We start from the raw sequence: 12,455 nt of genomic DNA on the forward strand, positions 1-12,455 counted from the left end.
TTTAGAATTACAAATCACTGTAAATAATATCTTTCAACTTTGTGTACAAATTGAATGTATTAAAATAGATATCCTTATTTACGCCGGCACCCGGAGCAGGTGCAGCAATAATCGCTTTGATATCCTCAATAATACTGGGGCTTTCCAAATCGATTGTTCTGAAATAGCGTTCATCATAAACCTTTTTAATATTTGGTGCACCATGGTAAATAGGCGTGGTATTACAAATTATGCAATCAAAAAACTTCTCCGAGATATAATTTTTTTCATCTGAATTCTCAATCGCTATAGAATACTCGTAAGGAAACAATCCCTTATGTTTAAAATCCAGCTCACCTTTGAATCTTGGATCATCCACTGTAAACTGTCGGCCATAAATATCAATATCCAGATCTGATTCCAGTATCTTAACCAGAAGATCTATTCTTTTACTATAATTTCTGAATTTATAATTCTTACCTGAAAGGATGATAGACAGCTTTTTCTCCTTAGGTGTCTGCTCAGCAAATCTGAACATTTTATAATCCACCCGGTCATGATAAAACATAAAAGATGGAGATTCAATTACCTTCCCTCCAAGTTTGATCTGATAAACTTCTTCAAATAATGCGGGATCATGAATAATGAGATAATCACTATTCGTTAAAAAAGTCTGAATTTGATGTGCCGGACTCCAAGAAGGTTCCTGTATGACTGTTATTATTTTCGCCCATGGCTTTATTTGTTCTTTCGCCCTGTTAAAAACAACAGCATAATGATAATCATCATTAAGTGTATAACCGATCTGCTGATCATACACATCATAATTTGCTTTAAATCTTGACAACAGGTCTGCTGAGCCCGCATAATCGGAGAAGAATTTAATTTTTACCATATTTTTAAATATTCAACTAAATTAAAAATTAGCCACCTGAAAAATGCGTCAGAAAAACTTATGTACCATTTGCCCCTGTCAGCAAAAAATTTGACTATGTAAATTGTGCTCAAAATAAAACTACTATGATTATCAGAGTTACACATCCCCTCGTATCATGTATTTGTGTTACCGCTTATCGCCCAGCATATTTACTTAAAGCGATTATTGGCTTCGACACCCAGAAATATCCCAATAAAGAATTGGTCATATCCTATCCAAAAGATGATCATGAAAGTAAAGACCTGGTAAAGAATATAGCTGAGCTATCAGATTTAGAGATTGTTGTGGTGGAACGTGACAATCACCTTTCTTTAGGCATGGCAAGAAATGAAGCCATTTCTAAAAGCAATGGAGCCTATATCTGTACCTGGGATGATGACGACTGGTACAGTGAACGAAGAGTTCATCATCAGTACAATGATATGCTCATGGTCAGACAAAAAAGAGAGGCCTCTATCCTCACCAATGTCATGTTATATAATAGCTTAACTGATGAAGCCCATGTTTCCTCTACCTACAAAATAGCGGGGAGTTTACTTTGTAAAAAAGATATAGTACTTCAACACCCTTACGAAGATGCAGATATTATTGAAGATGCCTCGCTCATCCGTTATTTAGAGCGAAGCAAATATTTACATATTATTGCAGACCGACCAGACCTCTATATCTACAACTATCATGGAGCAAACAAACTGGACAAATATTATTTTATATTTTTACAAAGGAGTGCGAAACTTTTGGATCAGGCAACCGGAGACTGGGTACGGTATAATCTCAACAGACAGGTGGGATTAACCCCTTAATCTTGTAGCCCAAATTGGGGAGTGTTGCCCCTCCCTTAAAAAATCCAAAAAATAACTTTCATCCGGGATAATTTCAGTACCCATGGTTTTCCTGATAATACTGAATATACTTTGATCGCTTTGGTGCTTTACGAAGTCCGGATGTTGTTGCTGTATATTTCTGTCTTCCGTAAATAACCGTGGATTCTTTTGGAGGGTATGATACCACTCATCCACCAATGAAGTAGTATGGACACATTTCTTCAATAAAAAAATACCACCCACCAGTTGGTCTGAGAACTTCATGGCTGAAGTTGATTCAAAATAATCAAATACTTCCTGTTTGGTATATTCAAATTCTTTAAACCCCAGATCAAAGGCTACGCTTCCGGTATCAGACTGCATCAGTACATCAATATACTCTTGAAAACGTTTTCCTGCGCGTCCATTAATCATACATCCGGCATCGCAATAGACCAATACATCCTCCTTTGGTATAGTAGCCAGGAATTTATTCACTATATACGGTTTCCAGATCCAGTATCCCCCTCCCCGGTAATTCATTAAAATCGATTGGTACTGGGCGACAAAGCTTCTATCTAGATCCTGATTACCATATATAACAATATTATCAAAAAAAGAAGAAGCTAATGCTGTATCTCTCAAAAAATCTTTTTGAGTGGTATACTTTGCATCACCATAACTGATCAAATGTATTTTCATCGGTATAAATATTAAATCGATTCAAGTTAATTAATAAATCCATTGAAGTTCGTTCAGATATTTTTTTGGGGCGATTGCCCGTATCAATAACATGCCTCGCCACTTAAATTAGTGCAAAAATAATCCCTATGAAAATGAATCAGCCTCTAGTATCCTGTATTATGCCTACAGCTAACAGACAGAAATATATACCTTTAGCGGTAGACTATTTTCTTAAACAGGATTATCCAAATACAGAACTTATCATTGTAGACGATGGGGAGGTATCCATTTCAGCTTTATTACCTAATAATCCAAAGATCAAATACTACTTCTCAGCTCCCATAGGCACCATAGGATTAAAAAGAAATTACGCCTGTGAGCGGGCAAGTGGTGAAATCATTATGCACTGGGACGATGACGACTGGCATGCGGAGGATTGGATCAGCCGGCAGGTAGATTTCCTGATCCAATCTGACTCAGATATTTGCGGCATTGAACATGTACACTTTTACTCCACTGAAAAAGATACCCTCTGGTTAGGTACAGCAAAGAACAGAAATAATCCAGCAAGATCAACTCAATGGTTAAACGGCGCAACTATTGCCTATTGGAAGACCTATTGGGAACAGCATCACTTTTTAGACCTACAAGAGTCAGAAGACGACGACTTCATTAAAAGTTATGGAGCAAAAGTCTTTGCACACGACTATATAGACGGTTTCGTCGCTATTCTGCATCCTAAAAATACGACTGTTAAATATTTTGAAGGCCCAATAAGTAAAATGTAAAAATGGTGAAAGAGTTACTGGTATCCTGCATCATGCCTACTGCCAACAGGCAAAAATACATTCCGTATGCATTAAATCACTTCTTAAAACAGGATTATGCAAATGTCGAACTGGTAATTATTGATGATGGCGAAACCTCCATTTTACCATTATTGCCCGATGATTCCCGTATCAACTATTTTTACACAAAACCATTGGGCTCCATTGGTATGAAAAGAAACTATGCCTGTGAGAAAGCAAAAGGGGAAATCATAGCACATTGGGATGACGATGAGTGGTATGCAACTGACTGGATCAGCAAACAAGTACATCACCTACTCACCTCTGGGGCAGACATCTGCGGAATTGAGTTTGTCCATTATTTTTCACCCGTAACGGACACATTTCTGATTGGTTCTGCACTGAACCGTAACAATCCCTCTAAAGGTCGCCAGTGGCTAAACGGTCCGACAATTGCATATTGGAAATCCTTTTGGAAGGATCATCCCTTCCAGGATATCCATAAAGGAGAAGACGATGAATTTGTAAATCAGCCGGCAGCCAAAACTTTTGCACATGACTACATCGACGGATTTGTCAAAATCTTACATCCAGAAAACACTACTATCAAATACTTCGAAGACCCAAAACATAAAACCCTAAAAAAATAGCATGCCTACTATCTGACTATTTTATAGGTTTTTCCCTTTTGTGTCTGGAAAGATAGCCGATATCCCTGGTCAAATTTAGTTGAGGTTATGTTCAGCTCAGGAATTCTTACTGGCACAGTGGTATACACCATACATCGATTCCCTGATAGAGAGTACAATTTTGAACTCACAAGTTCTCCATTTTTCCATAAGATATCAATTTCAAAACCACCCCTTGCTTTCAGACCACTAATATTTCCATCAGCCCATGCTTTGGGAAGTGCGGGCAAAATATCAATATATCCCAAATGACTTTGCATCAGCATTTCTGCCATGCCTGCAGTTCCTGCAAAATTACCATCTATCTGGAAAGGAGGATGCGCATCGAAAAGATTCGGATAAGTCCCCCCCCCCACTGCTGATCCCGGAGTGTTTACTTCAACATAAGTCAGTAAATCCCGAATCAGCCTGTAAGCATGATCACCATCCCTCAATCTGGCCCACCAGTTAATTTTCCACGCCTTGCTCCAGCCTGTACCGTCATCTCCTCTACGTTCCAGAGTTCTTTTGGCTGCTTTAAAATAAAATGGTGTTAAAGGACTAATTTCTTTGCCAGGGAAAAGACCAAAAAGATGTGATACATGCCGGTGGTGAACATCAACCTCCGGGAAATCCTTATACCATTCAAGCAATTGCCCCTCCTTTCCAACCTGCAAGGGGTACAACTTTGCATAAGCAACCAATAAACTATCTTTAAATGTCTGATCAATCTCCAATTTACGGGATGCATCTATCACATTATTAAATAAATCCCTTATCACTGACATATCCATAGTTGTCGCTACCGAAACTGACTGTTCTTTCCCATTCTTATCTACAAATGTATTCTCAGGAGTGGTAGAAGGTGCAGTAACCAAATAACCATTTTTATCTTCCACCAACCAGTCAAGTGTAAACCTCGCCGCTTCCTTCATAATCGGGTAAGCTTTTTTTCTCAAAAACTCCTTATCACCTGTAAACAAATAATGCTCATACAAATGACTGGAAAGCCAGTTTCCTCCCATAGGCCAGTTGGCCCAACTGGGATCACCTTTGCCTTTATCACCTACTGCATTGCTTAGGGCCCACAAGTCAGAATTATGGTGTGCAACCCATCCTCTCGTTCCATAAAATTCCTTAGCGGTATCTTTACCTGTTTTAGAAAGGTCACTAATAAAGTCCAACAATGGTTGATGCATTTCCGAAAGATTAGTTACTTCTGCCGGCCAATAATTCATTTGCGTATTGATATTTATAGTATAATTAGAACTCCAGGGGGCACGCAATTCTTTATTCCAGATTCCCTGCAAATTTGCGGGAGGGCCTCCGGGACGGGATGAAGAAATCAGAAGATATCTTCCAAATTGGAAATACAAAGTCTCGAGTTCCGGATCATATGCACCTTTTGAATATGCCCTCAATCGCTTATCTGTAGACAAAGCATTAGTACTGCCATTAATAGAATTTTGAAGCCGAAAGGATACGCGATTAAAAAATCGATGATAATCCAATACATGATTATCATAAAGTTGCCGGTAGTTTTTTTTCACAGCATCATTCATCAGGTTTGTGGCTATTTTGTTTTCGTCCTTACCATCTTTATCCGGGCATTTATCAAAACCATTGAAACTTGTTGCTGCTGTAATATAAATCAATACCTCTGAAGCCTTATTCACAGCCATTTGGTTATCATTTAAAACAGTCAATATACCATCGGTATGACAAACGCGAATGCGATATTGAAAGCGCATACCATTACATCCGGATGTATCTTCATAAGTAACTGCCTCTTTGCCTTTAGGATTATAATATACGGGATAAATATTTGAAGGAGCTTTACCAGCCAATACAATCTCATTGTTCCGATGCAAGGAAACCTTGCTCTTCAATAAACTTCTTGCTCCAATATTCAAATTCAACATTCCCTTCTGAGATGCTGTGACCTTTACCATTAATATCTGATCTGGGGCAGAAATAAACACCTCCCGTTTAAAAATCACTCCATTGACCTTAAAAACTGTAGAAGTAACCGCATTTTCAAGATCCAGCTCGCGATGGTAGCTACTAGGAATCAATCCTCCGAAATCTTGTTGAATAAATACATCTCCCAAAGGTAAATACGATTGAGAATAAAATCCCTGCATATGCCTTGTTAGCACATTTGCCTTCGTGTAATCTTCATCAACCAACAGTGCTTTTCTAATTAATGGGAGCTCCGACTTCGCACCGGAATTCACATTCGCTTTAACCGGACCTCCACTCCATAAAGTACTTTCATTTAATTGCAAAAGCTCATTTTCCACACCGCCAAATACCATCGCCCCCATCTTACCGTTACCTAAGGGTAAGGCCTCTTCCCAGCAGGAAGCAGGTTGATCATACATTAACTTTAAAGGTTGATAATTTTGGGCAGAACAAAAGTTAAAACTGTTCATAAGTACCAGAATAAGAATAACTCTATTTAAAATCAATTGATTACTTGTCAACATATTATTCACTGTTAATGGATAAGAGTCTAAACTTATAGTGAATAATTAAATTCTGCAAATGGTATTTTTGCAGAATCGTTTTAGTTTAACCTGGAACATCAATAAAAAGTGTGTTCGATCAAAGTGATCAGAGTTCTTGCAAATACAATGCTATCTCTTCTCTCATTGCCAGAGCTTGTTGGTTCATCTCCTTCTCACGGGTCGTTGAAACCTGATCGTTGGACATCCGATAAAATAATAGTGGAGTATGATCAATATAGAATACGGCATTTTTCTTTGCCATTTCAAACCAAAGCTTATAATCTTCCACATAAGGATAATGCTGATATCTCAGTCCGTGTTTCCATAAAAATTCCTTTCGCATCATAACAGTGGGGTGCACAACAAAATTAAAATAATACAATAAACGTAATGGATAAGGAATTAAACCATAATAGCTTTGATAAACATAAGGCTCAATTCCCTCCCCAAAAATAATTCTCCATGAGCTACAGAGTTCCACTTTCTCTCTTTCCATTACTCTAAACTGAGCTTCCAGACGTATGGGATGCATAATGTCATCCGCATCCATTCTTGCTATGTACTGACCTTTGGCCATCTCAATACCTTTATTCAAGTTGGCGATAAATCCATCTTTACCCTGGTATATTTTAATTCTGGAATCACTATATTGATTTAGAACATCAATTGTACTGTCAGAGGAATCATCATCAAAAATCAACAATTCAAAATCGTCAAATGTCTGCCTAAGAATACTGTCGACAGCTTCCGCTATATATTTCTCTCCATTTTTAACTGGTAACAAAACACTTATCTCATTCATATGTATTCCTCTCTCCATGAAAGCATCAGCCCCCTGATTTCTTGTAAATCAGGCCTATGCTGAGGTATTATATTTAAACAACTTGTTATAAGTTCAGTTACAACTAGGTTTCTGACTGACGAAAACAGATCCTTTGCAATTATATCGGACTGATGAAAATCATACATAGCAGCAGGTAAATTCCCAAAAAAACCAAGCATTAAAGCACCTAAACCGAAGATATCTTCTTTTACCGTAGGGACATCAAATGCGTATTGTTCCGGAGGCATAAAGCCTTTGGTTCCCATCCCAAAAGGAGGTAGTGGATACCTACTATCTACATGGTATGTCAATTCAAAATCAATAACATATAGCTGTCCTCTCTTATTCCTTAGAAAATTCAAAGGACTTAGATCCCGGTGGACATATCCTTTCTGGTGCAATTTTTCCAAGATATCGATTACGTCGAAAAACAGGTCAAACAACTCTGCCTTTTCATTCAGTGGTAATTCCCACCATCTTCTTTCTTTATACAGCTCATTAATCACAATTGTTAATGGACTCCCTTCAATAAACTCCATAACGAAGTAGGTATTTCCATTGTCATCAAAAAAATCTATCACCCTTGGTACATCCACCAAACCATAAAGTTCTTTCTGTATTTTATACTGCCATTTTAGCCTATCTCTAATATCCCTTCCGTTATCATCAGCAATCATAAACTTTTTACCTTCCTTAATAATGCATAAAGAGGGTCTAATAGCCTTTTTCAGATATAGTGCTTTTAAGACGTCACCTTTAACATCTCTCTTTAAAGTTGAAGTCACCATATACTTTCTCTTAAAAATTGCCCAATTATTATGGTTTGCCTTTAGACGGCCTTGCTCTCCCCCTATTTGCTGAACATTCAGATAAAGAAGTCCTCCAAGGTTTCTCTCTCCCGGAATGACCGGGCCATTATATTGCTCAGTTAAACCTATAAGCTTTGCAGTGATCTCTTCAAAATCTCTGTTTGAAGGAACAAAAAAAATAATTACCTTACCAATGTTATTCTCTCCAAAAAAACCGCTCATCACCATTTCCGCTACAGCAGAATTCATCACAATCTGAAAAGTAAGTTTAAAAAAACATAGTTGCGGCAACACAACAGTTAAAAGATCCCAGATCTGAGGTCTTATCACAGAAATGTAAATAATATGATCAGTTGGAGATGGTTCAACTCCAACTAAAGCAAATTGGCCATCCTGTTCATAACTTAAACCCAATTCATCTAACATGACAGTAAAATCATCTCTATTTACATTAATGCCATGTTCGGACCAGGTATTGTCAATATCTTGGATATTCATAGTTCATGTCTTAAGTATCCCAAAACAGCAGAAATTCCACTATTCCAAAGAAATAAAATTTTAGTACAAAAAAAATGGACATACCTCACATAAAACATGACTGCTTCAAAACTTTAGGTATTTGGAGCATTAAGCCCTTATGTCCCTAAATTTAATTCCCTATAAAATGATCGCTACCTATCCCTATTTTAGATGCATCTGACTTAGTAAAATTTAAGCTAATGAAAAGAGTAAGAGTGACCACCGCATCATTTGGTGAAAGTCAAAGACAATTGGCTATTGAATCCCCATTGACTTATAAAGACTATTCAATAGACACAGCTTTCTATAATAATTTCAATACAAAATCTAGAGAAAACAGTCTGCATACGAGACTGAAAGGAAAAATTCCTAAAATGATGGAATGGTTGAGTTTCCCAGATTATGACTATTACATCTGGGTAGATTCCCGATTTACTCTCAGGGAAGGTTTCCTGGAAGCTATATTTCGCTTTGAAAATGAAGATGCCGATTTATTTTTATTTAATCATCCGGATAGATCTACTATCAGAGATGAACTGGAATTCATGAACCTTCATATGAACGATGTAAATTCACCACTATATTTCTATTTAAATATTAGGTATCATGGGGAGTTGATCAATGAACAGGTCGAATTGTATCTACAGGATACCAGTTTTTATGATCATCAGCTATTTTCAATGGGCTGTTTCATGTATTCTAAAAGAATCGTCACAAATTCTGATTACAATTTAATGAGCGATTGGTATTTACACAATAGTCTCTATTCCATACAGGATCAGCTAAGTTTTCCCTATTTACTTCACAAACATCAGGTAAAATTTAAAGTGTATCCGGACAATTTGATCAACAATAGTTTTATGAAATATTCCTAGCGTCTTTACATTTTCAGTTCACCTGAAAAAAATAAATCGCTCTGATATTGGGAAATATGACCTTACTAAATCTTAAAAGGACTTATTAGATTAGCAGCAACATTAATTATACATACTACAAAAATAAGGGGGAAGCCGAAAACCCGGACCAGAGTAGGCATTACAGTCTAAAATTTTCATATTTTTTGATACAAAAGATATATTTATTATGGCAAAATCTTGGTTCCATTATAATAAGTCTACGCCGAAAGACAAATTAATTGCCTCTAACTATTCAGCAATTCCTGGTCAACCATCGTGCTGTTCTGATAATCCTGTCAACATTTGTGCAGTCTATGCAGGAATATCAAGTACGCAACCAATCATTACTCCAAATTTAAAATCATATCTAAAAGCAGCGGCTGTTTTTCCTTATGAAAACCAACCAACCGGAAATGATGTTAAAAAATATGTATATACAAGATCTCAATAGTATTTATAAATACTGACTAATGCCGTCTAAGTTTAATCAACTTAAAATAACACAAAATATGAAAATTATCATTTATTATAAAAAAATTTCTTATGTCAAAAGCATGGTACACCTTTGGTGAAGGAGATCCAAAGGTAGTTTCGAACTATTATTTAAGCGAAAATTTATTTTTTTATTGTCTTTGTGGACAGCAAATATGTGCTATATATGCTACTAAAGCTGAAGAGGGTCAAAATCCAAAAGCCCCTCTTTCAGCAAATCTATTATTATATATTGATCAAGCGCTTGCGACTGGAATACTTCAACCGGAAAGACCAATAGATGCTAAAAAACATGTATACCTTAGATACTAGCAAACTCTAATTGGTATTAGCAATCAAATAATAAAGTAATTCAATTTACATCATTAGAATGATTTACAAAAAAATCCAACATTTTTAAAGAGCATGATTGACCTCCTCCCTGAAATTCATAAGGTCATAAGTAGAGTTTCGGCTTTTCATTCTGTACCAATTTATTGTATTCACCCTAATTTGGGTGACGCTTATATACCAAATGATTGTAGGCGAAAATATGCAATTAAGATGGATACAATATGAATAATTTAAAAAAAATATATTGGGACATAATACCAATGATATAAAAAAAAGACTCAGTAAATTAGTGATATGGTAAGGATTTGAGTAATATTTCACTACCATAGGGGGAAGCCGAAAACCTTGTCTAGAGTAGGCATCAATTAAAGTTTTCTGATATCTTTTGACCTATAAAGATATTTAAATAATATGGCAAGATCATGGTTCACGTATATCAAAACGACTCCTACTGATAGACTAATAGCGTCTAATTACGTGGCAATTCCTAATGACCCAAGTTGTACCGGTACACCGGTTAACGTTTGCTCAGTGTATGCTACTATAGCATCGACTCAGCCTGTTTTAACTACTAATCTTAATACTTATCTAACTGCTGCTGGGATTTCACCATTTCAAGCTCAGCCATCAGGAAACGTCAAAAAATATGTGTATACTAGAGCACAGTAAGAATTCTTTAACTCACCAGCAGGATGAACATCCTGCTGGTGAGTTAAAGAATTAGTAATAAAACTGAAATTATTTGATCGAATCCGATTACTTATTAATAGGCTACCTTTGGTTCTGTTCGATTCCACCATAATTAACTGCATCCCTTTTGATAAGAAGTGTATATCTCAGGTCGTTGGGAGGTAAAGTGTAGTTCATTCCTGAAACTGTTCTTGTCAGCGTTTTTGCAAACAGCGTTTCTTTATTTAATCTCCGTAGATCCGTCCAGCGCATACTTCTAAATACAAGTTCCTTTCTGCGTTCCAATGTCACTTTCCCCAAGGCATCATTCGCATCTACAGCGCTAATAGGAATATAAGGAGTAGTTCCTTCATTCGTATTCCATCTACTTACAAGTAATTTATTTAGATCCACCATTGCATCTCCGACATTTCCTGTTCTAGCGTAACACTCTGCCCTAGTTAAAAGAACTTCATCCACGGCAAGACCAGTAAAAAAACTGGCCGATGTATTCGCGGCGTAATTACCAGTAAAATAATAACTGTTATCTTCTGTGTTCTGACTAAAGAACACTTCCTTTCTCAGATCATTTGTTCCATATAAGTCAATCAAATCCTGATTAATCTTCGCATACTCATTAGGCCTAAGCAACGCTACTCCAGCTCCAGTAGAAACTGCACTAAATATCATTTCCTGATTATATCTTGGGATTGGATTGCCAGAGTTTCCATCAAGATCATTGAAATTCATCAATTGACTATTCAAATTCAAGGCTTCTGTTGCATTAGTTAGTGCTTTCGCATAATCTTCAATCCCAAGGTATACTCTAGCCAGCATTGCATATGCTGCTGCTTTTGTTGGACGAGTGGGAACAAAAAAGTCAGGTGCCAAAAGTGGAATTGCCGCATTCAGATCCAGCAAGATCCTATCATATGTCTGCTGGACACTTCCACGAACTGATTTTTCATTTACATCAGCCGTTAAATGAAGAGGAATTCCTAAATCCTGTAATGCCGTTGCTACATTATAAGGCTTAGTATATAACTGAGCGAGCTGCCAAAATGAATACGCCCTAAAAAATAGGGCTTGGCCTCTTACATTATTGAGTTCCGTAGCATCACTACCACCTTTCTTCTCAATTTTTTCCAGACTCTCCAAAATTATATTTGCACGGTTGACTTTTGCATAAGAAGATTGCCATTCGTCCCCAAATGCTGATGCATCCCAAGTATACAAATTCCTTGCATTCAAATCTATTACTCCGGAAACAATACCCGCATTAAGCTGTAAATCAGAAACATAAAACTCTTCTCCTGAAATCAAGCCATCTCCAGGATAATTATTGTTAAGCACATCATCATCATTTAACAGTTGCTGACATTGCTCTACTGTAGTGATGGGAACCTGAGTGTTGTTACTGTTTACATCCAGATACTTCTCACATGATCCGAGGATCATTATTAGCATTACAGAAGTAAAATATAATTTAATATTCTTCATAATTGTAGTTTTATTTAATAAACAATATATGTCATGTGATAAATT

At 36.7% G+C, this 12,455-nt stretch carries 12 protein-coding genes; 6 read left to right on the forward strand and 6 right to left on the reverse strand.

Going from position 1 to position 12,455, the window contains the following annotated elements:
- Positions 1 to 7: 7 nt before the first annotated feature.
- The gene (locus tag ACSBL2_RS17420; RefSeq protein ID WP_442587828.1) at positions 8 to 874 is read right to left on the reverse strand and encodes a glycosyltransferase family 10 domain-containing protein; all 867 of its coding nucleotides are present in this window, start codon (positions 872 to 874) and stop codon (positions 8 to 10) included.
- A 125-nt stretch (positions 875 to 999) separates the two neighbouring features.
- On the opposite strand from ACSBL2_RS17420, the gene ACSBL2_RS17425 reads away from it, so the two are divergent.
- Positions 1,000 to 1,719, forward strand: coding sequence for a glycosyltransferase family 2 protein (locus tag ACSBL2_RS17425; RefSeq protein ID WP_442587829.1), 720 nt, complete (start codon positions 1,000 to 1,002; stop codon positions 1,717 to 1,719).
- Here ACSBL2_RS17425 and ACSBL2_RS17430 read toward each other — a convergent pair.
- On the reverse strand, positions 1,708 to 2,421 hold the full coding sequence (locus tag ACSBL2_RS17430; protein ID WP_442587830.1) for a hypothetical protein: 714 nt from the start codon (positions 2,419 to 2,421) through the stop codon (positions 1,708 to 1,710). The genes ACSBL2_RS17425 and ACSBL2_RS17430 overlap by 12 nt on opposite strands.
- A gap of 134 nt (positions 2,422 to 2,555) precedes the next feature.
- Here ACSBL2_RS17430 and ACSBL2_RS17435 point away from each other — a divergent pair, with 134 nt between their 5' ends.
- Together ACSBL2_RS17435 and ACSBL2_RS17440 are read left to right on the forward strand one after the other, a co-directional pair.
- A complete protein-coding gene (locus ACSBL2_RS17435; protein WP_442587831.1) occupies positions 2,556 to 3,191 on the forward strand; it encodes a glycosyltransferase family 2 protein in 636 nt (211 codons plus the stop codon).
- Between the two features lie 2 nt (positions 3,192 to 3,193).
- Positions 3,194 to 3,841 carry a glycosyltransferase family 2 protein gene (locus ACSBL2_RS17440; RefSeq protein WP_442587832.1) on the forward strand — a complete coding sequence of 216 codons (648 nt, stop codon included), beginning with the start codon at positions 3,194 to 3,196 and terminating at the stop codon, positions 3,839 to 3,841.
- An 8-nt stretch (positions 3,842 to 3,849) separates the two neighbouring features.
- Here the strand turns inward: ACSBL2_RS17440 and ACSBL2_RS17445 are convergent, their stop codons facing one another.
- The 3 genes from ACSBL2_RS17445 to ACSBL2_RS17455 all read right to left on the reverse strand — a co-directional run bounded on the left by ACSBL2_RS17445 (position 3,850) and on the right by ACSBL2_RS17455 (position 8,499).
- Positions 3,850 to 6,243 carry a glycoside hydrolase family 95 protein gene (locus ACSBL2_RS17445; protein WP_442587833.1) on the reverse strand — a complete coding sequence of 798 codons (2,394 nt, stop codon included), beginning with the start codon at positions 6,241 to 6,243 and terminating at the stop codon, positions 3,850 to 3,852.
- Between the two features lie 232 nt (positions 6,244 to 6,475).
- Positions 6,476 to 7,171 (reverse strand): glycosyltransferase family 2 protein, encoded by a 696-nt coding sequence (locus ACSBL2_RS17450; RefSeq protein ID WP_442587834.1) that lies wholly within the window; start codon positions 7,169 to 7,171, stop codon positions 6,476 to 6,478.
- Positions 7,168 to 8,499, reverse strand: a complete 1,332-nt coding sequence (locus ACSBL2_RS17455) for a serine/threonine protein kinase (RefSeq protein WP_442587835.1) — start codon at positions 8,497 to 8,499, stop codon at positions 7,168 to 7,170. The genes ACSBL2_RS17450 and ACSBL2_RS17455 overlap by 4 nt, the downstream gene beginning before the upstream one ends.
- Before the next feature lie 221 nt (positions 8,500 to 8,720).
- Between ACSBL2_RS17455 and ACSBL2_RS17460 the strand changes: the two genes are divergently transcribed.
- The 3 genes from ACSBL2_RS17460 (at position 8,721) to ACSBL2_RS17470 (ending at position 10,220) form a co-directional block, all read left to right on the forward strand.
- Positions 8,721 to 9,395, forward strand: coding sequence for a glycosyltransferase domain-containing protein (locus tag ACSBL2_RS17460; RefSeq protein ID WP_442587836.1), 675 nt, complete (start codon positions 8,721 to 8,723; stop codon positions 9,393 to 9,395).
- 208 nt (positions 9,396 to 9,603) lie between these two features.
- Positions 9,604 to 9,867, forward strand: coding sequence for a hypothetical protein (locus tag ACSBL2_RS17465; RefSeq protein ID WP_442587837.1), 264 nt, complete (start codon positions 9,604 to 9,606; stop codon positions 9,865 to 9,867).
- 92 nt (positions 9,868 to 9,959) lie between these two features.
- Entirely contained in the window at positions 9,960 to 10,220 is a 261-nt protein-coding gene (locus ACSBL2_RS17470) for a hypothetical protein (RefSeq protein ID WP_442587838.1), read from the forward strand.
- A gap of 792 nt (positions 10,221 to 11,012) precedes the next feature.
- Here ACSBL2_RS17470 and ACSBL2_RS17475 read toward each other — a convergent pair.
- Positions 11,013 to 12,410 (reverse strand): RagB/SusD family nutrient uptake outer membrane protein, encoded by a 1,398-nt coding sequence (locus ACSBL2_RS17475; RefSeq protein WP_442587839.1) that lies wholly within the window; start codon positions 12,408 to 12,410, stop codon positions 11,013 to 11,015.
- Positions 12,411 to 12,455: the final 45 nt, after the last annotated feature.

This window comes from Pedobacter sp. AW31-3R, assembly GCF_052180285.1.
Taxonomy (GTDB): domain Bacteria; phylum Bacteroidota; class Bacteroidia; order Sphingobacteriales; family Sphingobacteriaceae; genus Pedobacter.

Bases quoted from the DNA above. Each gene is read 5' to 3' on its own strand.
- ACSBL2_RS17420 (WP_442587828.1), bottom strand. From the start codon at position 874: ATGGTAAAAATTAAATTCTTCTCCGATTATGCGGGCTCAGCAGACCTG.
- ACSBL2_RS17425 (WP_442587829.1), top strand. From the start codon at position 1,000: ATGATTATCAGAGTTACACATCCCCTCGTATCATGTATTTGTGTTACC.
- ACSBL2_RS17430 (WP_442587830.1), bottom strand. From the start codon at position 2,421: ATGAAAATACATTTGATCAGTTATGGTGATGCAAAGTATACCACTCAA.
- ACSBL2_RS17435 (WP_442587831.1), top strand. From the start codon at position 2,556: ATGAATCAGCCTCTAGTATCCTGTATTATGCCTACAGCTAACAGACAG.
- ACSBL2_RS17440 (WP_442587832.1), top strand. From the start codon at position 3,194: ATGGTGAAAGAGTTACTGGTATCCTGCATCATGCCTACTGCCAACAGG.
- ACSBL2_RS17445 (WP_442587833.1), bottom strand. From the start codon at position 6,243: ATGTATGATCAACCTGCTTCCTGCTGGGAAGAGGCCTTACCCTTAGGT.
- ACSBL2_RS17450 (WP_442587834.1), bottom strand. From the start codon at position 7,171: ATGAATGAGATAAGTGTTTTGTTACCAGTTAAAAATGGAGAGAAATAT.
- ACSBL2_RS17455 (WP_442587835.1), bottom strand. From the start codon at position 8,499: ATGAATATCCAAGATATTGACAATACCTGGTCCGAACATGGCATTAAT.
- ACSBL2_RS17460 (WP_442587836.1), top strand. From the start codon at position 8,721: ATGAAAAGAGTAAGAGTGACCACCGCATCATTTGGTGAAAGTCAAAGA.
- ACSBL2_RS17465 (WP_442587837.1), top strand. From the start codon at position 9,604: ATGGCAAAATCTTGGTTCCATTATAATAAGTCTACGCCGAAAGACAAA.
- ACSBL2_RS17470 (WP_442587838.1), top strand. From the start codon at position 9,960: ATGTCAAAAGCATGGTACACCTTTGGTGAAGGAGATCCAAAGGTAGTT.
- ACSBL2_RS17475 (WP_442587839.1), bottom strand. From the start codon at position 12,410: ATGAAGAATATTAAATTATATTTTACTTCTGTAATGCTAATAATGATC.